A 20,799-nucleotide genomic window follows, 5' to 3' on the forward strand; every position below is an offset into this window, starting at 1 on the left:
GTTTATTTATAGAAAGCGAATTTATTTTGAAAAATTTGAACAAAAAATTGTCCCTCTTGGGTGTAGCAAGTGCTGGTTTGCTCTTGCTCTCTGGCTGTGTCCAAACCCATATTGTTGATGGTGTGCGTGTCCCTACCGAAGCTGCAACACATGGTATGACTTACCAAATTCTTGTTAAACCAATGTCAGCCTTTGTCGATGTGTTTGCGAATAACATGAACCTTGGTTATGGTTGGGGTATCGTCTTAGTCACTCTGATTATCCGTTTCCTTATCCTTCCATTGGGACTCAACCAAGCCTATAAGTCCACTTATATGCAAGAAAAAACAGCTTACTTGGCTCCAGTGTTTGAACCACTTAATGCAAGATTGAAAGCTGCAACGACACCTGAAGAACGTATGGCTGCCCAACAAGCTTTGATGAAAGCACAAAAAGATAATGGTATCAATATGTTATCTTCATTGGGTTGTCTCCCCCTACTTATCCAATGGCCTTTCTTCATTGCCCTCTATAATGCTGCAGCCTATACTCCTGGTATTTCAACAGCAACTTTCTTTGGAATTGACCTCGGACGTTCAAGTATTGTAATCACTCTGATTGCGGGTGTTTTCTACTTCCTGCAAACTTGGATTTCAACCAAGAGTATGACACCTGAACAAAAGAAAACAGGTATGACTATGCTCATTATGAGTCCTGTGATGATTATTGTTTTCAGTTTTATGTCCCCTGCAGGTGTAGCTCTTTATTGGGCTGTTGGTGGTATCGTGATGGTTATCCAACAAATTATCATTACTTACGTTATGAAACCACGCATGCGTAAAAAAATTGACGAAGAATTTAAAAATAATCCTCCAAAAATGGCTGATCTTCCAAAAGATGTCACTCCTAAATCTGCAACACAACAAGGATTGAAAGATTTGGATGCACCACGTAAGAAGAATAATAACGGACGTAATGCTGGTAAGCAAAAGCGTAAATAATACACTCTAAAGAAGCAAGTTTATGTTGCTTCTTTTATTCTAGCCAAAAAAACCTCCAGAACCTTAAGATTCTGGAGGTTTTGAACTCTGTTCTTCACTCTAGCTGATATAGTTTTGTAAGCTGTATTGATCACAAATCATAATCTTATGCTGAACAATATCAATAATTTTTTCTTCCCGAAGTTCACGAAGTATTCTGTTAACACTGGTTCGTGTTGAGATTCCACAAAATCCTGCTATGTCTTCATTGGTTACGGGAAAATCAATTAATATCCCTTCCGCTTTTTGTTTACCAAAGCAATCAATGAAATTATATAAACACGCGCATACAGCGCCTTTTTTGCCGTTTACAGTCATTTTTTGCAAGGCTTCTAAGATCATGACTAATCTTTTACGATAGAAATTATCCACAATACGAAACAGCTTGATATCTTTATCAATCCATTCCCAAAAAACTTTACGTGGCACCCGATAAAAAGTTGCCTCATCCGACTCTATTCTCACATTAAAGAGAGCTGAAACTCCATCCAGTTGTTCTTCTTCAAGCAATGAAACAAAATCTGGTTCACAAACATAAGTAATATTAAACTCACGACCATTTCGCAAAATACTGCTCAGTTTTACTACACCTTCTTTAAGAACATAAAGATACTCTGATTCAATGCCTTGATACATGATATAGCTGTGTTTCCTACGCCTAACTACACTCACATTTTTTTCTTCTAAAAGCTCTACTACGTATTCTATGTCATTCATACCATTTTTTAAGCAACATTTGTCTGGTGTTGTTTTTTCCCATGCACAAGATAATAGATAATCCATACGATGACAACCGCTGGCGCACTGTAAAGATACAGGTTACGGAATCCAACCATACCTTTTCCAAGCATTGGAATGATAGCTCCGAGGATAATCGGACCGCCGCCAACGCCCAAATCTAAAAAGCCAAAGAAAGTTGAAGTTGCAACACCTATACGATCTTTACGTGCTTCACGAATCGCAATAGCTTGACCAAAAGGTGCAACTCCTCCATAACCGAGACCAAATGTCCCTCCAGCAATAAGCAACATGATAAAGCCAGCACCTGGACTCATGAAACCTGCTAAACCAACGAAGAGCATTGAAATTGCAAAGAAGATAAAGACAGGATGGAATACCCAATTGTCTCCTTTAGTATCAAACATGCGTCCTGTTAATGGGCGTGATAAGAAAATCAAGACAGCATATAAGGTAAAGAATAATGAACCAGCAGTCGAAATATGTAAGAAGGATGTAAATGGCCCCATTCCTGTTAAAATAGCGGAGTCAATAAATCCTGCCAAAAAGGCCACAAAAGAAATAGGTAAGGCTGATTTTTCGATGTATTTATCTAAGCCTTTTGGACTGTGAAGTAATGCTTCCTGCACTTCTTCTTCGGAGAGCTCTTTTACATGGACAAAGAATATCAAAACAAAAGTTAAAATAAGTAAGATAAGTGCCAAAGCAAGAAGCCCATTAAAACCTAACGAAGAAGAATAAATGGAAATACTTAAAGCAGGTCCCACAGCTGCAGCCAGCGTAACGGACAAAGCATAATAGCCAATCCCTTCGCCTCGTCTTGAAGCTGGAACAATATGTCCAGCAATCGTTCCTGAAGCTGTTGCTCCAATCCCAAATCCCATACCTTGAATTACACGTATAACAAAGAGTAAAGGTATATTAGTCGTTGCATAATACCCCAAGGTTAAAACTAAAAAGATAATTCCACCTACATAAAGGAGCTTTTTCATCCCAATCCGTGTTACAACGATACCGGTCCATACACGCCCTATAAGCGCCCCGATAACAAAGATACTTGATAATGATAAGCTCACTACTGTAGATTGATGGAGTTCTTCCATCGCATACGTCCCTATAGATGACGTTAAAACGTAAAAAACAATATAAAATAAAAAGCTAATAAGTGTATTAATAATGAAAGTAGCTGTAAAAAGACTTTCTTTTTTCATGATTTTTTCTATTCCTCGACTGATGTGTATCTTATGAAGATACTTTTTTATTTGTTATTTGATAAGGGAGATATTTCTTACTTCAAAAGCAAATTTTCCATTATCTGTAATCAAATAACCGTGATGATCAGTCACATATTTTACAGCTTCGGCCATGGAGTCAAATTCTTCGATTAGACTGTGGTAGTTTACTCCGCCCATAAAGTTAGGGGTCGCATCTTCTTCATATGTAGATAAACTTTTAAATTCAAATTTCATTATTAAATTTTCCTTTTCTTTATTCTCGTCAAAAATTTAGTGGCCACTTTCATTTCGACATTTTATGTACAAGAAATATAATATAAGAAAAAGCGTAACATCGCTACAACAATTTATACTGCAAAATATGAACAACATATGTTAACAACTCTTATTTGTAAAAATAAAAAAAAAATACTTGATAAGGCCAAAAGCCTATCAAGTATTTCTCTGTTTTTGCTTATGTCAAGTGAACACCTTTATCCACATAAACCACATCTCCAATGACGCCTGTAGCTAAAGGACTAACGAGGAAGGCTGCGGTTTGTCCAACTTCTTCGATCGTTACTCCCTTACCGTCAGCTGTACGGCTGTTTGATTCTTTAATCAAATCTTTGTAGCCTGCAACACCAGATACCGCAAGTGTTTTGATTGCACCCGCTGAAATAGCATTAACATGAACACCAACGTGTGCCATTTCTGCTGCCAAGTAACGTACACTTGCTTCTAGAGCTGCTTTAGCAATACCCATTACATTGTAGTTAGGAATCGCACGAACAGAGCCCATATAGCTCAAAGTAACAATACCAGAGCCTTCATTGAATAAAGGTTTTGCAGCTTTTGCTACAGCAAGCAATGAGTAAGCTGAGATATCTTGTGCAAGGGCATAGCCGTCACGTGAGATATCAGATACATTACCATCAAGTTCTTCTTTTTTTGAATAAGCAATGGCATGTACCAAACCATCTATTTTGCCCACGCGGCTTTCAATAGTTGAAAATGCGCGACGGATAGATTCGTCAGATACAACATCACATTCAATAAGTAGATCTTCTGGTCCAGCAAGCTTTGCAAGCTGTTTTTCCATACGTTCATTTTGATAAGTGTAAATCAAGGTCGCCCCTTGATCTTTCATAGCTTTAGCGCAACCCCAAGCGATAGACTTGTTGTTAGCCACACCCATAATGACGATTTTTTTTCCTTCTAAAAACATATAAATAAGTCCCCTTAAAATAAAAAAATATATTTCAGAAAATATAAGTTAAAAAATATAAGTAAATAGTTTAGTATATCAAAATACTTACTACATAAAACATTGTAATGTAAAAGCCTGTAATTGTCAAGTTTCCCTCTTCAATCTAAAAGAAAACGTTTTAAAAATCCTAAATTTGATGATACAATAAAATTAAGAATGAAAGAGAGGTTTTATGAATAAGCAAGAATTTATTGAAAAAGTCCGCGGTGGACTGATTGTTTCCTGTCAAGCGTTGCCAGGCGAACCACTTTATACTATTGATGGTGGAATTATGCCTCTTATCGCTTTAGGTGTCCAAAATGCGGGTGCTGTAGGTATTCGAGCAAATTCTGTACGAGACATTGAAGAAATTAAAGAGGTTGTTGATGTGCCCATTATCGGCCTCATCAAACGTGATTATCCTCCACAAGAACCCTATATTACTGCAACTATGCAGGAAGTTGATGAGTTAGCTAGCCTTAATATCGCCGTAATTGCCCTAGATTGTACACTGCGTGAACGTCATGATGGTTTAAGTATGGCAGATTTTGTTCATCAGGTGAAGGAAAAATATCCTCATCAATTGCTAATGGCAGATATTGATACTTTTGCTGCTGGAAAAGCGGCCTATGAAGCTGGTTGTGACTTTGTCGGAACCACACTTTCTGGTTATACTGAGGCAACAAAAGAACGACCTCAACCTGATATTGAGCTTATTCAGTCACTCTTGGACAGCAATATTCCGGTGATTGCTGAAGGTGGTATCCATATTCCCGAGCAGGCTAAAAAAATTCAGGAACTTGGTGTGCTCGCTCAAGTTGTTGGTGGAGCAATTACACGTCCTCATGAGATTACTGCCCGCTTTATCAAAGCTATAAAGCAAGCTGAATAAAAAAATCTCTCAAACCAAGGGTGGCTGAGAGATAGAGCTTATGTTAAAGTAATCTTTACTCAAATAGTATAGCACTAGTGTCTTCAATTTTTCTAGTAATAAACATCTAAGTTTAATATTCTAAAAATTTGCCATGCTTGGCTCTAGTTATACCTCTATCGAATTTCTCCATGGTCTATAGTAGCAATCCAAGGAGCATTTTAATGTTTTTATACATAAAACAATAAAAATAGTGATATAATGAGATAGTACAAATAAAATATGAGGTACTATTAATATGACAAATTCAAAGTATGCTATGACAGCGACAGAAGTAATGGAAGTTATTCCTAACCGTTATCCTATTATGTTTATCGATTATGTTGACGAAATCTCAGAAAATAAGATTCTTGCAACAAAAAACGTTACAATTAACGAAGAAGTTTTTAATGGGCATTTCCCTGGCAACCCAACTTTCCCAGGCGTTTTGATTTTGGAAAGTTTAGCTCAAGCCGGTTCTATCTTGATTCTTAAAAAAGAAGAATTCCAAGGAAAAATGGCCTATATTGGTGGCATCGACAAAGCTAAATTCCGTCAAAAAGTTGTTCCTGGTGATGTAATGAAACTCGAATTTGAAATCACTAAATTCCGCGGCAAAGTAGGTAAGGCTGATGCTGCCGCATATGTTGATGGCAAGAAAGTAACAACTTGTGAGTTTACCTTCATCGTGGATGAAGCCGCTGAACAAGAAAAATAAAAAAAGAGCACCTGCTCTTTTTTTATTTAATCTAAAGCCTTAATTTCCAAAATCATGTCTCGTAACTGCGCAGCTGATTCAAAGTCAAGCGCTCCTGCAGCTTCCGCCATTTCTTTCTCCAGCTTTTTAAGTAATGCTTTACGTTCTTTTTTCGTCATTGCTTCAGCCGAAACTTCTTCAACTTCTCCACTTTCGGTACGTTTCGTAATTGAAATCAGATCACGAATTTCTTTCTTAATGGTTTGTGGCACAATCCCATGTTTTTCATTATATGCCATTTGAATTTCACGACGACGACTCGTTTCATCCATTGCACGTTGCATAGACTGTGTAATATTATCACCATACATGATGACACGTCCATTAGAATTACGTGCAGCACGTCCGATGGTTTGAATCAAGCCACGCTCATTACGTAAGAAACCTTCCTTATCCGCATCCAAAATAGCAACCAGAGAAACTTCTGGCACATCAATCCCCTCACGTAAAAGATTAATACCGACTAATACATCAAAAACACCCAATCTCAAGTCACGAATAATTTCTGTTCGCTCCAAAGTTTTGATATCACTGTGCATGTACTTAACTTTTACACCCATTTCTTTGAAATAGGAAGTTAAATCTTCAGCCATCTTTTTCGTCAAGGTTGTTACAAAAACACGTTCATCTTTTTCAACACGCGCATTGATTTCTCCTAAGAGATCGTCAATTTGCCCCATCATTGGCCGAACTTCCACGATAGGATCAAGAAGACCTGTAGGACGTATAATTTGCTCCACGATTGTCTCTGTTTGCTCCATTTCATAGTCACCAGGTGTGGCAGAAACATAGACAATTTGATGTACATGACTTTCAAACTCTTCCCGACGAAGCGGACGGTTATCCAAGGCTGAAGGCAGACGGAAACCATAATTAACCAGCATATCTTTACGCGCCCGGTCACCATTATACATTCCCTTTACTTGACCCATCGTCATGTGGCTTTCGTCAATCATAATCATGAAATCATCAGGGAAGAAATCAAGTAAAGTGAAAGGTGGTTCCCCTTCGGTACGGCCGTCCATATGACGCGAGTAGTTTTCGACGCCATTACAATAGCCCATCTCACGTAGCATTTCAATATCGTAGTTGGTTCTTTGTTCCAAACGTTGCGCTTCAAGGAGCTTCCCTTCACTACGGAAGACCTTTAATTGCTGTTGAAGTTCTGCTTCAATCTTGGCAATGGACTCTTCCATACGGTCGTCATTAGTCATAAAGTGAGTAGCCGGGAATATAGCAAGATGGTCTACTTCGCCTAAAACTTGTCCTGTCAGGGCTTCTATTTCACGGATCCGGTCAATTTCATCACCAAAAAATTCAACACGAAAAGCATGCTCATCTCGTGATGCTGGGAATACTTCCACAACATCTCCACGTACACGAAAACGACCACGTTGAAAATCGATATCATTACGTTCAAACTGGATGCCCACTAAATCGTTGAGTAATTTATCACGAGAGATTTCCAGTCCAGGACGTAAGCTGACGACGCTATCTTGATATTCCTTAGGAGAACCCAAACCATAAATACATGAAACAGAAGCAACGACAATGACATCATTGCGCTCTAAAAGGGAACTTGTTGCACTATGACGCAGTTTATCAATCTCATCATTGACAGAACTGTCTTTTTCAATATAAGTATCTGAAGAAGGCACATAAGCTTCAGGTTGGTAATAATCATAGTAACTGACAAAATATTCGACAGCATTATTAGGGAAAAACTCTTTGAATTCACTGTAAAGCTGACCCGCAAGTGTCTTATTATGTGCCATAACTAAGGTAGGTTTATTTGTCCGCGCAATAACTTGGCTCATGGTATATGTTTTACCTGTACCAGTAGCTCCTCGTAAAATTTGCGCTTTTTCACCATTTTCAATATTTTCTACAAGCGTCTCAATAGCTTGTCCTTGATCTCCAGCTGGCTCATACTTGCTGACCAGATCAAATTTATTATCTGTTATACGTTCTATCATTTTATTTCCTTAAATTCTTTTTTAAAATAAGTGAGGGCCTTTCGGTATACGTCGGCTTTGAAACTAAATGCATTAAAATCAATATCTGCAAAAGGCACAGCCTTATAGCTGATAAACTCAGGATGACCAGTTTTTACATTTATAGAAGCCTCGGGATAAAGTCGGATAAGAAAATACTGTTGCTCTTGTCCATCATAGCTCCAATCAGGAAAAGTCATACCTTCTGGAAAATCATACCGTAATAGTTCTGGATATTTCCCTATAATTTCAAAATCTTGCGTACCAATCTCTTCTTCAAGTTCTCTTACCACGGCTTGTTCAGGGGTTTCACTTGTCTCAATTCCTCCTTGTGGGAAACCCCAAATTTGTGGCAAATCTGCACGTTGAAAGAGTAAAATTTCATTTTCTGCATTCAAAATGATTGCTGCTGTATTTTTTCTATAAGTTTTCATTTCTGCCCCCTTATAAACCTTCTCTTTAATCAATTTTAACATTTTTGACTGAAAATTTATGATATAATTAACTAATAGTAATAATATATCAAGGAAGTAAAAAAATGTCTGTACAAGAAAAATTAATCAAAGCAAGTCATATGATTAGCATGGACGATATTGTCCGTGAAGGAAACGAAACGCTACGTACTGTTGCTGATGAAGTAAGCTTACCCTTGTCTGATGAAGATATCATTCTAGGCGAAAAAATGATGGAATTTCTCCGTAATTCACAAAATCCAGCAATGGCGGAAAAAATGCAGCTCCGTCCAGGTGTTGGTTTAGCAGCCAATCAACTCGATATTGCCAAAAAAATTATCGCTGTCCTTATCCCTAACGATCCAGAAGTAGATGAAAATGGTAATGAAGTTGCACCTAAAGAAGCTTATAAGTTGGCAGAAATCATGTATAATGCTAAAATTGTAAGTCACTCTGTTCAAGATGCAGCTATTGAGTCTGGTGAAGGTTGTCTTTCTGTCGATCGTGAAGTCCCTGGTCTGGTTATCCGTCACGCGCGTGTAACTGTAGAATACTATGACAAAAATGGTGAGAAACACAAGATTCGTCTGAAAGATTTCCCTTCAATGTGTGTCCAACATGAGATCGACCATACAAATGGTATAATGTTCTACGATCACATCAATGAAAAAGAACCTTGGGCTGTCAAAGATGGACTTCTGATTGTCCAATAATTTCCCCCAATAAAAAAGAATAAGTCTAAAAAGCTTATTCTTTTTTATTTTAATAATTTTTCAAGTTTCCTTTTTCTTATCCTATAGTCTTGAACATTAAGGATAATTGTTATTATAAGGTAAACAGGGTAAAAAAGGAAAATATATGAGGGGAGAGCGATTATTATCACAAATCCACTAATTGCTCCAATAAAATAATTATTGACTTGATTAAAGGCTGTGTATTTTGAAGACGTTTCTTGATCATATTTCCGAGCCATATCTTCTTCGTTTAAAATTCTCCAGAGCATAAGTATTCCCCCTAAAAGTATTTTTAGTTATTTATTAGCACGAAAAATATAAGGAATATGCACCAAAGATAAAGTTTTTTCATTAACCAATTCTTCTCAGATTTAAAAATTCATAAGCTTCTAAAAGCCAAGGATGAATAACTTTTATATCGTGTTTCAAAATATAATCAATATAAGCAAAGGCTGCTGCTTCAAAAGAATAATTTAGCGCCTGAGTGATTTCCTTTAGATAAGGAGGTTGTCCTTCTTGATCCCATCTTATTTTGTCAGCCACAAATAAAACTAAATCAACCTTTGAAAATTTTTTCTTCAAGGTAGTATGGCAAGAAATTGCTGAAAGAATTTTTTCGTCTTGGATACCAAATTCTCTTTGAGCCATTATCCTTGATATTTTTTGATGAATAATCAGAGGAAATTGTCTTTCTTCCTTAAATAGCTTTATCTTCATATCTTCTGCTACAAAAATTCTTTCATTATTGGGATAAATAGCAGAAATATCATGTAAGTATCCTGCCATTTTTACTTGCTCTCTTTCTGCTTCATTTAGAAATGCATGTCCTATTTCTTCAGCATAGTCACCAACAGTTATGCAATGGTTATATGTTGCATAACATTCCTTTTCTAATAAAAAAGTTTTTATCTCTTGTTTAAGTTGATTTGTATTTTTCATATTTACCTTACTTTAACAAAAAAAGATAAGACCATCAACCGGTCTTATCTTTTTTTATTTCTCCTCATCTTCAGTATCAGATGTATCCGCTGTGCCTTTTACTTCTTCAGGCTTATTCACAATAACAATCTTATCATCAACCAAATCTGCAAGTAATTCTTTATACTCAGGATGCTCGATATAAAAATCAGCAATAGCATCCTCGATATTATCCTGGATGGTACGACGTAATGGGCGTGCTCCCATTTTCGGATCGTAGCCCAGATCAACGAGTTTTTCTTTAACCGCCTGTGTGACGTCAAGATGAATATCATTTTGAGCGATTTGAGCATTTACTTCATCCAACATTAAATCTACAATCTTAAGCAAGTTTTCTTTGCTCAATGCTGAGAATTCAATGATAGCATCAAAACGGTTCATGAATTCTGGACTGAAGAAATTACCCAACTCTCCAAGCACTGAATTCGTACGTCCTTCACGTGCAGCGCCAAAACCAACACTTGCTTCAACCTTACCTGTACCAGCATTCGATGTCATAATGATGATGGCATCTTTGAAGGAAACTGTACGACCTTGCGCATCTGTCAAACGCCCGTCATCAAGAATTTGCAAGAACATATGCATTACATCCGGGTGAGCTTTCTCAATCTCATCCAATAAAATTAAGCTGTATGGGTTACGGCGCACACGTTCTGTCAACTGACCTGCTTCTTCATACCCCACATATCCTGGAGGAGCACCAATCAACTTAGCCACACTATGTTTTTCCATGTATTCCGACATGTCAAAGCGAATCATGCTATCTCTTGAGCCAAAAAGCTCATAAGCCAATTGTTTTGCAAGTTCGGTCTTCCCTACACCAGTAGGTCCAACAAAGAGGAATGAACCGATAGGACGATTAGGCTTTCCAAGTCCGACACGCGAACGACGCACAGCTTTAGAAATTTTATCAATCGCTTCATCTTGCCCGATAACATGTTCTTTCAAGTCTTCAGCTAGATTAATGAGCTGTGTTTGTTCTTTTTCTTTCAAATCACCTACAGGTATATGTGTCTTTTCTTCAACAATTGCTTCAATATCTTTTTCTGTGATATTTGGCATGTCAGTATCTGAGATTTCATGGCTTTGAAGCTCACGAAGCTTAGCGATTTGATCACGGAAATGAGCTGCTTTCTCAAAATCTTCACGTTGCATGGCTTCGTTTTTTTGCGCCTCTGCTTGCTCAATACGTTTCTTTATGTCCTCAGGATCAACAAATTTGAGGGTCAGATTCTTTTTCGAACCCGCTTCGTCCAGCAAGTCTATTGCTTTATCGGGAAGGAAACGGTCCTGAATATAACGGTTAGACAGATTTGCAGCAGCTAGGATTGCTTCATCTGAGTATTTTACATGATGATAATCTTCATAACGTTTTTGAATACCACGTAAGATTGTGATAGTCTCATCTACAGAAGGTTCATCAACTTTAACAGGTTGCATCCGACGCTCAAGCGCTGCATCTTTTTCAATAATTCGATATTCATTGAGGGTTGTTGCTCCAACAAGTTGGAGTTCTCCACGTGCTAAAGCCGGTTTAAGGATATTTCCAGCATCCATATTTCCTTCCCCAGCAGAGCCTGCGCCCACAATCTCATGAATTTCATCAATGAAGAGGATAACGTCATCACGTTTATGAATCTCTTCCATCAGTTTTTGCATACGCTCTTCAAATTGCCCACGCACACCAGTACCTTGGACGAGACTGACAACATCAAGACGAATAACTTCTTTATTTTGTAGTTTTTGTGGTACATCACCATCAACTATTTTTTGGGCTAAACCTTCAACAACTGCTGTTTTCCCAACACCAGGTTCACCGATAAGAACAGGATTATTTTTTGTTCGACGATTCAAAATTTCGATAACACGTGTAATTTCAGAATCCCGTCCAATAACAGGATCTATTTCTCCACGACGTGCAGCATCAGTAATGTTGACTCCGAATTCTTCAAGAAGTCCTTTAGGTGCTTGACTTCCACGAGGATTTTGTGGACCTCCTGGGCCTCGACCACCCGCTTGTGTTGGAGGTGTCATTGTCCGACCTTGATCATTACCATGTAAGGCTTGGAAAATATCTGGAAATGGATTAAAAGGATCATCATTATTCGAAATATTTGTAGCTCCAGCAAACAAGCTTTCTTGACCACCTGATTTCATAATTTGATAACAGTTTTGGCATAAATCCACTTGCTTACGCTGGCCATTCACATTTGTATAAAGGTGAATTGTCGCTTCGTTTATTTTACAATTTTGGCAGAGCATCTCTTCCTCCTTTGTGGTTACGTCTTTTCTTTATTTTAACTTATTTTTTTAGAATTAAAGAATCATGTCTGGCTTCTTTTATTTAAAGTTTGACCTTTTTTGACCTTTAATAATTTTTATTATATCACTTCTCTCAAATTTATCAAATCTTTTGTACTATATTCTTTTTCAATTATAAGAAAAAACTCTTCGACATCTGTCGAGAGAGTTTTTTATATTACATAAAGTCACGCAATGGTTTGCTACGACGAGGATGACGTAACTTTTTAATCGCTTTCGCTTCAATTTGACGAATACGTTCACGTGTCACTTTAAATTGTTTACCAACATCTTCAAGTGTGTGCATACGTCCATCATCAAGTCCAAAACGCATACGCAATACGTTTTCTTCGCGGTCCGTTAAGGTATCCATAACTTCATCAAGCTGTTCACGAAGCAAGATACGGTTGGTATAGTCTACCGGACTTTCAATCACATCATCTTCAATGAAATCTCCAAGGTGTGAATCGTCTTCCTCACCAATAGGTGTTTCCAATGATACAGGTTCCTGCGCAATTTTTAAGACTTCACGAACTTTATCAGGTGTCATGTGCAATTCTTTACCAATTTCTTCTGGTAAAGGATCACGACCTAATTCTTGTAAAAGATTACGTTGTACACGGATTAACTTATTGATTGTTTCGACCATGTGGACAGGAATACGAATTGTACGTGCTTGGTCAGCAATCGCACGTGTGATTGCTTGACGAATCCACCAGGTCGCATAAGTTGAGAATTTGAAACCTTTCGTATGGTCAAATTTGTCCACAGCTTTCATAAGTCCCATGTTTCCTTCTTGGATCAAATCCAGGAATTGCATCCCTCGTCCAGAATAACGCTTTGCAATTGAAACAACCAAACGTAAATTGGCTTCCGCAAGCATTTGTTTGGCAAATTCTGCTTCATCACCACCTGCCACGATAGCTTCCGCAAGTTTTGTTTCTTCTTCAAGCGAAATCAATGGATAACGTCCGATTTCCTTAAGATACATACGGACAGGATCATCAATACGGACATTTGTCACGATTTCATCCATGGCATTATCATCAAGCTTTTCTTCTTCTTCAGCTTGCAAAGCTAATGGACTAGGATTTCCTTCTTTATCAACAATAGAAATACCTGCATCTTGGATTTGTTGAAGCAAATCTTCGATAGCTTCGGCTTCCAAACCAAACTTCACCACAAGCTCATCTGTAATTTCATCATCTAAAGCTTCTTCGAGAGGTTTACGTTTTGTAATATAAGCTGCTACTGCTTTATCAAAAGCCTTATTGTCAAAAGTATCCGAATCTTTAATATCGATTTTCTTGGCCGCTTTTTCTTTAACAGAAGTTACATGTTTAGAACCTTTTTCTTTTAACTCTTCCACATCAACTTTTTCAACAATAATTGGTTTAAAATCCATTGCCGCAAGGAGTTTTGCTTCTTCAGCTTCAAAAATAGAACTTGAATGCGATTTAACCGCCATACCAAGCTCTTGTGCTTTTGCGATTAAAGCTTTGTTAGTGATTCCAGTTTCTTTTGCAATTTGACTGATTCTTTTTTTATTATTACTTGCCAATTTAATCCTCCCCAATGAACAATATAAGCAATAGCTTATATTTTTTTCTTCTGATTAATGATTTGGATTGTGAGTTCCAGCTCACGTTCCTTGTTGCCTACTTTTTGGGCATTCTCTAGTTGTTTTTGCAATTCACTAAACTTTATTTGCTCCATTTCCTTTGCAAAAACGGCCACCAAATCTTCGAGCTCCTGACTACTTGTCTCATCTGGCAAATCAAGACTTAAGATTTGATAAAATAAATTTTTCTCATCGGTATCTAATGAGGTACCAAAGTGAGAAGGATCAATTTCTTCAAAACTCATAACCTCAAGTATGATTTTGTCAAAAAGGTTCTGGTAACGCTGATGGACAAAGCGAAAAGTTTCATCCTCCGCAAATTTTTGAAGAATACTCTGATGATAAATCATGCGATTCAAAAGTTGTTCCTCTGCCCGTTCACTTCGTGATAAACTTGGAAGTTGCGGCTGTTGTACAGTTTTAGCAGCCTCTTGACCAGAAGGAAAATCACCATAATAATCTTGCTCCGTTGCAATAAAACCAGGATCAGGATAATTCGAAAAATCTTCTTCCGAAAATCTCCCAAAACTCTCTTCAAAATTTCCCGCTTCTGCCCTTGATTTAAGGACGTTTTCACGCTTTAAATTGACAGATTGCTCTACTTGATTATACTCGAAATCAGGTAAAATCTCAACTAATTTTCTTATAAAAGCATCCTGTGCTGTAATTGACGAAACCCTTGCAATAACAGGCGCCATTTGCTCAATAAAATCCAATTGGTTTTGCAGATTTGAAAGGTTTTCAGGTTTCAAATAATCAATCAGAAATTCTGTCGGTTGTATCCTGCTGTTTTCCATCAGACCAGCTAATGATTCTAAAGAATATTTTTTACTGTAATCATCTGGATCCAAGCCTTCTGGAACACGAACAATCTGTGTCTTCTCTTCACCAATCAAATCAATTGCTTTATATATTGCATTTTGACCTGCCTGATCGCCATCATAGATAAGAACATAATTTTTAGCTATTTTTTTTAAACGCTTTACGTGTTTATCAGTTAAGGCTGTTCCCATAGTCGCCACAACATTATATACACCCGCTTTATAAGCTGCAATAACATCCATGAAACCTTCCATCAAGTAAACTTCACGTGTTTTAGAAATAACTGGTTTTGCTCTATCCAAATTATAAAGCTCGTAAGATTTATCAAAGATTTTTGTTGCACTTGTATTAATATACTTTGCCTTACTTGTATCATTTTCTTGCCATTTTCGGCCAGAAAATCCCACAACATGCCCGTACTCATTTTTGAGTGGAAACATAATTCTGTTTTGAAAAGCATCAAAAACCTTGTTACTTGAAAAGTTGAAAAGCCCGGAATTCGCTTGAACACTTTCATCAAATTTTCCAGAGAGATTTTTAAAAATGAAATCATTTTCGTCTGGTGCTAAGCCGATATTAAACTGCTTGATAATCTCAGAAGTAATCCCACGTTTTTCTAAATAAAGCCGAGCTTTTTCACCGATTTCTGTCGAAGTCAAAACAATATTATAAAGCCGTGCAGCTTGATTGTTTATATCATAAAGCATTGCATGAGGATTATCTTTTTCTGCAGTAGAATCATTCTCAATATTTAAGGTGATTCCAGCAAAACTCGCAACATCTTTTACTGCATCCACAAAACCAACTTGTTTATAATCTTTTATAAAATCAATAACATCGCCAGATTTTCCACAACCAAAACAGTGATAAAACCCTTTATCAGCATTGACATTAAAGCTTGGTGTTTTTTCCCCATGAAAAGGACATAGCCCTAAATAATTCTTTCCAGACTTAGTGAGAGGCACATATTGTGAAATTAAATCAGCAATATTTACCTGATTTTTTAACTCGGTTACTTCTTCGTTCGTAAGAAAAGCCATATAACCCCCTCTCATCTTAAACATTCTACATAAAGCATAAAAAACGACTATTCAACAATAGTCGTTGTACGGAAGGGGAGTAAGGGATTCGAACCCTCGCGCCGGTTTCCCGACCTAACGATTTAGCAAACCGTCCTCTTCAGCCTCTTGAGTAACTCCCCACCAGTTATTCACAATATATAGATATTATAAACATCTATGGGAACACGAGGATTTGAACCTCGGACCCCTGCGTTATCAACACAGTGCTCTAACCAACTGAGCTATGCTCCCAAATTATTAAAAAATCTTCTATATCCCAGAAAATTTTTAAGCGGGTGATGAGAATCGAACTCACAACATCAGCTTGGAAGGCTGAGGTTTTACCACTAAACTACACCCGCAAATGGCGCGAGACGGAATCGAACCGCCGACACATGGAGCTTCAATCCATTGCTCTACCAACTGAGCTACCGAGCCAAAGGAAAGGAGGATGTGGGATTCGAACCCACGCACGGTTTTACCCGCCTGACGGTTTTCAAGACCGTTCCCTTCAGCCGGACTTGGGTAATCCTCCAAAAAGTGGATCTTGTTGGATTCGAACCAACGACCGCTCGGTTATGAGCCGAGAGCTCTAACCAACTGAGCTAAAGATCCAGCTGTAAAATATAATAGCGGCGAAGGGGATCGAACCCCCGACCTCTCGGGTATGAACCGAACGCTCTAGCCAGCTGAGCTACACCGCCAAAAATTTCTGATAGAATAATCTATCAATCGGGAAGACAGGATTCGAACCTGCGACACCTTGGTCCCAAACCAAGTACTCTACCAAGCTGAGCTACTTCCCGAGATAAAGTTCATTATCATCATGATTTCATTCAGAAATCAATGCACCCGGCAGGATTCGAACCTGCAACCGCCTGATTCGTAGTCAGGTACTCTATCCAGTTGAGCCACGGGTGCATAATATTTAATTTCAAAGCGAACGACGAGATTCGAACTCGCGACCCCAACCATGGCAAGGTTGTGTTCTACCCCTGAACTACGTTCGCAACGCTTAAAGAAAGAAAAACTTTCTAAATACCTCTAGCTGCACTACACTAGGTCCAACAGTTAAAGGAATGCCGACTACATGATTCGAACACGCGACCCTCTGATTACAAATCAGATGCTCTACCAACTGAGCTAAGTCGGCTATAAAAGAAATGCGGATGAAGGGACTTGAACCCCCACGCCCTAAAGCACTAGAACCTAAATCTAGCGTGTCTGCCAATTTCACCACATCCGCTTGACAAGTTCTTTTACGCTTTATACCTCAACCTATTGTTAAAGTATGACCCGTGCTGGGCTCGAACCAGCGACCCTTTGATTAAAAGTCAAATGCTCTACCAACTGAGCTAACGAGTCTATTTCTTTTATTACCTTTCAAGTCTATCAACTTGAAACGGTTCCGACGGGAATCGAACCCGCGATCTTCGCCGTGACAGGGCGACGTGATAACCGCTACACTACGGAACCTATGGGAGTTAACGGGATCGAACCGCTGACCCTCTGCTTGTAAGGCAGATGCTCTCCCAGCTGAGCTAAACTCCCAATCACTTGGCATTTACCCTATCTCGCAGGGGGCAACCCCCAACTACTTCCGGCGTAATAGGACTTAACTTCTGTGTTCGACATGGGAACAGGTGTATCTCCTATGCAATGAATACCAAATCATGGTCTGAATGTATTGAACACTCAAAACTAAATAACAATCTCTTGATAAATAAGTAAAGCTGAACTCATATGTTCTATTACTTGGTAAAGTCCTCGAGCTATTAGTACTGGTCCGCTCCATCCCTCGCAGGACTTCCACTTCCAGCCTATCAACCTGATCATCTCTCAGGGCTCTTAATTCATAAAGAATGGGAAATCTCATCTTGAGGTGGGCTTCGCACTTAGATGCTTTCAGCGCTTATCCCTTCCCTACATAGCTACCCAGCGGTGCTCCTGGCGGAACAACTGGTACACCAGCGGTAAGTCCACCCCGGTCCTCTCGTACTAAGGGCAGATCCTCTCAAATTTCCTACGCCCGCGACGGATAGGGACCGAACTGTCTCACGACGTTCTGAACCCAGCTCGCGTGCCGCTTTAATGGGCGAACAGCCCAACCCTTGGGACCGACTACAGCCCCAGGATGCGACGAGCCGACATCGAGGTGCCAAACCTCCCCGTCGATGTGAACTCTTGGGGGAGATAAGCCTGTTATCCCCAGGGTAGCTTTTATCCGTTGAGCGATGGCCCTTCCATGCGGTACCACCGGATCACTAAGCCCTAGTTTCCTACCTGCTCGAGTTGTAGCTCTCGCAGTCAAGCTCCCTTATACCTTTACACTCTACACATGATTTCCAACCATGTTGAGGGAACCTTTGGGCGCCTCCGTTACTCTTTAGGAGGCGACCGCCCCAGTCAAACTGCCCGACAGACACTGTCTCCCACGCCGATTATGCGTGTGGGTTAGAGCAACCATGAAGCAAGGGTAGTATCCCAACAGCGACTCACTTGAAACTAGCGTCCCAAGGTCAAAGTCTCCTACCTATCCTGTACATGCTTCACAGGTACTCAATATCAATCTGCAGTAAAGCTCCATGGGGTCTTTCCGTCCTGTCGCGGGTAACCTGCATCTTCACAGGTACTAAAATTTCACCGAGTCTCTCGTTGAGACAGTATCCAAATCATTACGCCTTTCGTGCGGGTCGGAACTTACCCGACAAGGAATTTCGCTACCTTAGGACCGTTATAGTTACGGCCGCCGTTTACTGGGGCTTCAATTCAGAGCTTCGCCTAAGCTAACCCCTCCTCTTAACCTTCCAGCACCGGGCAGGCGTCACCCCCTATACATCACCTTGCGGTTTAGCAGAGAGCTGTGTTTTTGATAAACAGTTGCTTGGATCTTTTCACTGCGGCTGTATTTCTACAGCACCCCTTCTCCCGAAGTTACGGGGTCATTTTGCCGAGTTCCTTAACGAGAGTTCTCTCGATCACCTGAGGCTACTCGCCTCGACTACCTGTGTCGGTTTGCGGTACGGGTAGTATTGAATTAACGCTAGAAGATTTTCTTGGCAGTGTGACATCAAGGGCTTCGCAACCGTAGTTGCTTCCCCATCACAGCTCAATGTTAAAGGAAAATGCATTTGACACATTCCACACCTCACTGCTTAGACCAGAATCCATTAACTGGCTCCCTTTAGCCTACTGCGTCCCTCCATCACTAACAATACTAGTACAGGAATATCAACCTGTTGTCCATCGACTACGCCTTTCGGCCTCGCCTTAGGTCCCGACTAACCCAGGGCGGACGAGCCTTCCCCTGGAAACCTTAGTCTTACGGTGGATAAGATTCTCACTTATCTTGCGCTACTCATACCGGCATTCTCACTTGTAATCGCTCCAGCACCCCTCACGGTATACCTTCATCGCTGATTACAACGCTCTCCTACCATTTAATTAATATTAAATCCACAGCTTCGGTAATATGTTTAGCCCCGGTACATTTTCGGCGCAGGGTCACTCGACTAGTGAGCTATTACGCACTCTTTGAATGATAGCTGCTTCTGAGCTAACATCCTAGTTGTCTGTGCAACCCCACATCCTTTTCCACTTAACATATATTTTGGGACCTTAGCTGGTGGTCTGGGCTGTTTCCCTTTCGACTACGGATCTTAGCACTCGCAGTCTGACTGCCGCACATGTGTATTAGCATTCGGAGTTTATCTGAAATTGGTAACCCGAGATGGGCCCCTCATCCAAACAGTGCTCTACCTCCAATACACTTAAATTGCGACGCTAGCCCTAAAGCTATTTCGGAGAGAACCAGCTATCTCCCAGTTCGTTTGGAATTTCTCCGCTATCCACAAGTCATCCAAACACTTTTCAACGTGTCCTGGTTCGGTCCTCCAGTGCGTCTTACCGCACCTTCAACCTGCTCATGGATAGGTCACTAGGTTTCGGGTCTACATCATGATACTAAAGCGCCCTATTCAGACTCGCTTTCGCTACGGCTCCGCCTCTTCAGCTTAACCTCGCATCATAACGTAACTCGCCGGTTCATTCTACAAAAGGCACGCTCTCACCCATTGACGGGCTCGAACTTCTTGTAGGCACACGGTTTCAGGTGCTATTTCACTCCCCTCCCGGGGTTCTTTTCACCTTTCCCTCACGGTACTGGTTCACTATCGGTCATTAAGGAGTATTTAGGCTTGGGAGATGGTCCTCCCGGATTCAAACTGGATTTCGCGTGTCCAGCCCTACTCAGGATACTGCTAGGTATAAAGTCTATTTCAAATACGAGGCTATTACTCTCTTTGGCTTACCTTCCCAGGTAATTCTTCTATAGACTTTAAGTCCACGTTGCAGTCCTACAACCCCAAGAAGCAAGCTTCTTGGTTTGGCCTGTTTCCCGTTCGCTCGCCGCTACTTAGGAAATCGTTTTTACTTTCTCTTCCTGCAGGTACTTAGATGTTTCAGTTCTCTGCGTTACCTTCTCGTAAGCTATGTATTCACTTACGGATACTATGCATAACATAGTGGGTTTCCCCATTCGGAGACCTAGGGATCAATGCGTACTTACTGCTCCCCCTAGAATATCGTCGTTAGTCACGTCCTTCTTCGGCTCTTAATGCCAAGGCATCCACCGTGCGCCCTTATTAACTTTGCCATTAAAACAAGTATAAGTTTTTTCGAACTATTTAAAATAATTCGCAGCTTTACAGAAATGTTTTACCATTTCTCGGTTTATTTATCGTTATAAGATATTGTTATTTAGTTTTCAATGATCAATTCCTATTTTAACGTCTTCGTTGACAAGATACTTCCGTATCTTATGGAGCCTAGCGGGATCGAACCGCTGACCTCCTGCGTGCAAAGCAGGCGCTCTCCCAGCTGAGCTAAGGCCCCTTCTCTCAACGCAATCTTCTCTATCTTGCATCAAAAGACTGCTTGTTTGGTCTTTA

15 protein-coding genes, 16 tRNA genes and 2 rRNA genes are annotated in these 20,799 nt (G+C 39.8%); 4 read left to right on the forward strand and 29 right to left on the reverse strand.

The genetic code is table 11. The features are described 5' to 3' along the window. Positions 1–26 precede the first annotated feature (26 nt). Positions 27–980 (forward strand): membrane protein insertase YidC, encoded by a 954-nt coding sequence (gene yidC / locus J0J35_RS06625; RefSeq protein ID WP_003134180.1) that lies wholly within the window; start codon positions 27–29, stop codon positions 978–980. 99 nt (positions 981–1,079) lie between these two features. Here the strand turns inward: yidC and J0J35_RS06630 are convergent, their stop codons facing one another. The 4 genes from J0J35_RS06630 to fabI all read right to left on the reverse strand — a co-directional run bounded on the left by J0J35_RS06630 (position 1,080) and on the right by fabI (position 4,199). After that, on the reverse strand, positions 1,080–1,736 hold the full coding sequence (locus tag J0J35_RS06630) for a Crp/Fnr family transcriptional regulator (RefSeq protein WP_206916271.1): 657 nt from the start codon (positions 1,734–1,736) through the stop codon (positions 1,080–1,082). 8 nt (positions 1,737–1,744) lie between these two features. Then, positions 1,745–2,968, reverse strand: a complete 1,224-nt coding sequence (locus J0J35_RS06635) for an MFS transporter (RefSeq protein ID WP_003134182.1) — start codon at positions 2,966–2,968, stop codon at positions 1,745–1,747. A gap of 54 nt (positions 2,969–3,022) precedes the next feature. After that, a complete protein-coding gene (locus J0J35_RS06640) occupies positions 3,023–3,226 on the reverse strand; it encodes a hypothetical protein (RefSeq protein WP_003134184.1) in 204 nt (67 codons plus the stop codon). 220 nt (positions 3,227–3,446) lie between these two features. Continuing rightward, the gene (gene fabI / locus J0J35_RS06645; RefSeq protein WP_003134186.1) at positions 3,447–4,199 is read right to left on the reverse strand and encodes an enoyl-ACP reductase FabI; all 753 of its coding nucleotides are present in this window, start codon (positions 4,197–4,199) and stop codon (positions 3,447–3,449) included. Between the two features lie 214 nt (positions 4,200–4,413). Here fabI and J0J35_RS06650 point away from each other — a divergent pair, with 214 nt between their 5' ends. Beyond that, positions 4,414–5,112, forward strand: coding sequence for an N-acetylmannosamine-6-phosphate 2-epimerase (locus J0J35_RS06650; RefSeq protein WP_019292958.1), 699 nt, complete (start codon positions 4,414–4,416; stop codon positions 5,110–5,112). A 277-nt stretch (positions 5,113–5,389) separates the two neighbouring features. Continuing rightward, a complete protein-coding gene (fabZ, locus tag J0J35_RS06655; RefSeq protein WP_003134189.1) occupies positions 5,390–5,848 on the forward strand; it encodes a 3-hydroxyacyl-ACP dehydratase FabZ in 459 nt (152 codons plus the stop codon). A gap of 26 nt (positions 5,849–5,874) precedes the next feature. Here the strand turns inward: fabZ and uvrB are convergent, their stop codons facing one another. Continuing rightward, a complete protein-coding gene (gene uvrB, locus J0J35_RS06660; RefSeq protein ID WP_061414792.1) occupies positions 5,875–7,863 on the reverse strand; it encodes an excinuclease ABC subunit UvrB in 1,989 nt (662 codons plus the stop codon). Then, positions 7,860–8,315, reverse strand: a complete 456-nt coding sequence (locus J0J35_RS06665) for an RNA pyrophosphohydrolase (RefSeq protein WP_017370530.1) — start codon at positions 8,313–8,315, stop codon at positions 7,860–7,862. The genes uvrB and J0J35_RS06665 overlap by 4 nt, the downstream gene beginning before the upstream one ends. Positions 8,316–8,419: 104 nt before the next feature. On the opposite strand from J0J35_RS06665, the gene def reads away from it, so the two are divergent. Continuing rightward, entirely contained in the window at positions 8,420–9,046 is a 627-nt protein-coding gene (gene def, locus J0J35_RS06670; RefSeq protein ID WP_017370260.1) for a peptide deformylase, read from the forward strand. 44 nt (positions 9,047–9,090) lie between these two features. On the opposite strand, the gene J0J35_RS06675 is transcribed toward def, so the two are convergent. From J0J35_RS06675 to J0J35_RS06785, 23 genes are all read right to left on the reverse strand, one after another. Next, the gene (locus J0J35_RS06675; RefSeq protein WP_019292955.1) at positions 9,091–9,336 is read right to left on the reverse strand and encodes a hypothetical protein; all 246 of its coding nucleotides are present in this window, start codon (positions 9,334–9,336) and stop codon (positions 9,091–9,093) included. 82 nt (positions 9,337–9,418) lie between these two features. Next, positions 9,419–10,006 carry a bis(5'-nucleosyl)-tetraphosphatase (symmetrical) YqeK gene (gene yqeK, locus J0J35_RS06680; protein WP_206916273.1) on the reverse strand — a complete coding sequence of 196 codons (588 nt, stop codon included), beginning with the start codon at positions 10,004–10,006 and terminating at the stop codon, positions 9,419–9,421. A 54-nt stretch (positions 10,007–10,060) separates the two neighbouring features. Then, positions 10,061–12,307 carry an ATP-dependent Clp protease ATP-binding subunit gene (locus tag J0J35_RS06685; protein ID WP_206916275.1) on the reverse strand — a complete coding sequence of 749 codons (2,247 nt, stop codon included), beginning with the start codon at positions 12,305–12,307 and terminating at the stop codon, positions 10,061–10,063. Between the two features lie 217 nt (positions 12,308–12,524). Further along, positions 12,525–13,907, reverse strand: coding sequence for an RNA polymerase sigma factor RpoD (gene rpoD, locus J0J35_RS06690; RefSeq protein ID WP_017370526.1), 1,383 nt, complete (start codon positions 13,905–13,907; stop codon positions 12,525–12,527). Between the two features lie 35 nt (positions 13,908–13,942). Next, complete coding sequence (gene dnaG / locus J0J35_RS06695; RefSeq protein WP_206916277.1) at positions 13,943–15,829, reverse strand: DNA primase; 1,887 nt, start codon at positions 15,827–15,829, stop codon at positions 13,943–13,945. Positions 15,830–15,902: 73 nt separating this feature from the next. Further along, a tRNA-Ser gene (locus J0J35_RS06700) sits at positions 15,903–15,990 on the reverse strand. A 38-nt stretch (positions 15,991–16,028) separates the two neighbouring features. Continuing rightward, positions 16,029–16,102: transfer RNA gene (locus J0J35_RS06705), tRNA-Ile, on the reverse strand. 39 nt (positions 16,103–16,141) lie between these two features. Further along, positions 16,142–16,212 (reverse strand) — tRNA-Gly (locus J0J35_RS06710). 3 nt (positions 16,213–16,215) lie between these two features. Beyond that, a tRNA-Phe gene (locus tag J0J35_RS06715) sits at positions 16,216–16,288 on the reverse strand. Between the two features lie 7 nt (positions 16,289–16,295). Then, positions 16,296–16,385: transfer RNA gene (locus tag J0J35_RS06720), tRNA-Ser, on the reverse strand. A gap of 6 nt (positions 16,386–16,391) precedes the next feature. Further along, positions 16,392–16,465 (reverse strand) — tRNA-Ile (locus tag J0J35_RS06725). Between the two features lie 15 nt (positions 16,466–16,480). Then, positions 16,481–16,554: transfer RNA gene (locus J0J35_RS06730), tRNA-Met, on the reverse strand. A gap of 28 nt (positions 16,555–16,582) precedes the next feature. Further along, positions 16,583–16,656 (reverse strand) — tRNA-Pro (locus J0J35_RS06735). A 41-nt stretch (positions 16,657–16,697) separates the two neighbouring features. Then, positions 16,698–16,771: transfer RNA gene (locus J0J35_RS06740), tRNA-Arg, on the reverse strand. Positions 16,772–16,788: 17 nt separating this feature from the next. Beyond that, positions 16,789–16,860 (reverse strand) — tRNA-Gly (locus J0J35_RS06745). Between the two features lie 70 nt (positions 16,861–16,930). Continuing rightward, positions 16,931–17,003: transfer RNA gene (locus tag J0J35_RS06750), tRNA-Thr, on the reverse strand. Between the two features lie 11 nt (positions 17,004–17,014). Continuing rightward, a tRNA-Leu gene (locus J0J35_RS06755) sits at positions 17,015–17,096 on the reverse strand. A 46-nt stretch (positions 17,097–17,142) separates the two neighbouring features. Next, a tRNA-Lys gene (locus J0J35_RS06760) sits at positions 17,143–17,215 on the reverse strand. Between the two features lie 38 nt (positions 17,216–17,253). Continuing rightward, positions 17,254–17,326, reverse strand: a tRNA-Asp gene (locus tag J0J35_RS06765). A gap of 2 nt (positions 17,327–17,328) precedes the next feature. Next, a tRNA-Val gene (locus J0J35_RS06770) sits at positions 17,329–17,401 on the reverse strand. 4 nt (positions 17,402–17,405) lie between these two features. Then, positions 17,406–17,521, reverse strand: a 5S ribosomal RNA gene (gene rrf / locus J0J35_RS06775). Positions 17,522–17,605: 84 nt separating this feature from the next. Beyond that, positions 17,606–20,504, reverse strand: a 23S ribosomal RNA gene (locus tag J0J35_RS06780). A gap of 166 nt (positions 20,505–20,670) precedes the next feature. Further along, positions 20,671–20,743: transfer RNA gene (locus J0J35_RS06785), tRNA-Ala, on the reverse strand. Positions 20,744–20,799 lie beyond the last annotated feature (56 nt).

Source organism: Lactococcus sp. LG606 (assembly GCF_017309645.1).
GTDB lineage: Bacteria > Bacillota > Bacilli > Lactobacillales > Streptococcaceae > Lactococcus > Lactococcus petauri.

Excerpts from the sequence above, each read along its gene's own strand:
- J0J35_RS06685 (WP_206916275.1), bottom strand. The coding sequence starts at position 12,307 with ATGCTCTGCCAAAATTGTAAAATAAACGAAGCGACAATTCACCTTTAT.
- dnaG (WP_206916277.1), bottom strand. The coding sequence starts at position 15,829 with ATGGCTTTTCTTACGAACGAAGAAGTAACCGAGTTAAAAAATCAGGTA.
- uvrB (WP_061414792.1), bottom strand. The coding sequence starts at position 7,863 with ATGATAGAACGTATAACAGATAATAAATTTGATCTGGTCAGCAAGTAT.
- def (WP_017370260.1), top strand. The coding sequence starts at position 8,420 with ATGTCTGTACAAGAAAAATTAATCAAAGCAAGTCATATGATTAGCATG.
- J0J35_RS06675 (WP_019292955.1), bottom strand. The coding sequence starts at position 9,336 with ATGCTCTGGAGAATTTTAAACGAAGAAGATATGGCTCGGAAATATGAT.
- J0J35_RS06640 (WP_003134184.1), bottom strand. The coding sequence starts at position 3,226 with ATGAAATTTGAATTTAAAAGTTTATCTACATATGAAGAAGATGCGACC.
- fabI (WP_003134186.1), bottom strand. The coding sequence starts at position 4,199 with ATGTTTTTAGAAGGAAAAAAAATCGTCATTATGGGTGTGGCTAACAAC.
- J0J35_RS06630 (WP_206916271.1), bottom strand. The coding sequence starts at position 1,736 with ATGAATGACATAGAATACGTAGTAGAGCTTTTAGAAGAAAAAAATGTG.
- J0J35_RS06635 (WP_003134182.1), bottom strand. The coding sequence starts at position 2,968 with ATGAAAAAAGAAAGTCTTTTTACAGCTACTTTCATTATTAATACACTT.
- J0J35_RS06665 (WP_017370530.1), bottom strand. The coding sequence starts at position 8,315 with ATGAAAACTTATAGAAAAAATACAGCAGCAATCATTTTGAATGCAGAA.
- fabZ (WP_003134189.1), top strand. The coding sequence starts at position 5,390 with ATGACAAATTCAAAGTATGCTATGACAGCGACAGAAGTAATGGAAGTT.
- J0J35_RS06650 (WP_019292958.1), top strand. The coding sequence starts at position 4,414 with ATGAATAAGCAAGAATTTATTGAAAAAGTCCGCGGTGGACTGATTGTT.
- yqeK (WP_206916273.1), bottom strand. The coding sequence starts at position 10,006 with ATGAAAAATACAAATCAACTTAAACAAGAGATAAAAACTTTTTTATTA.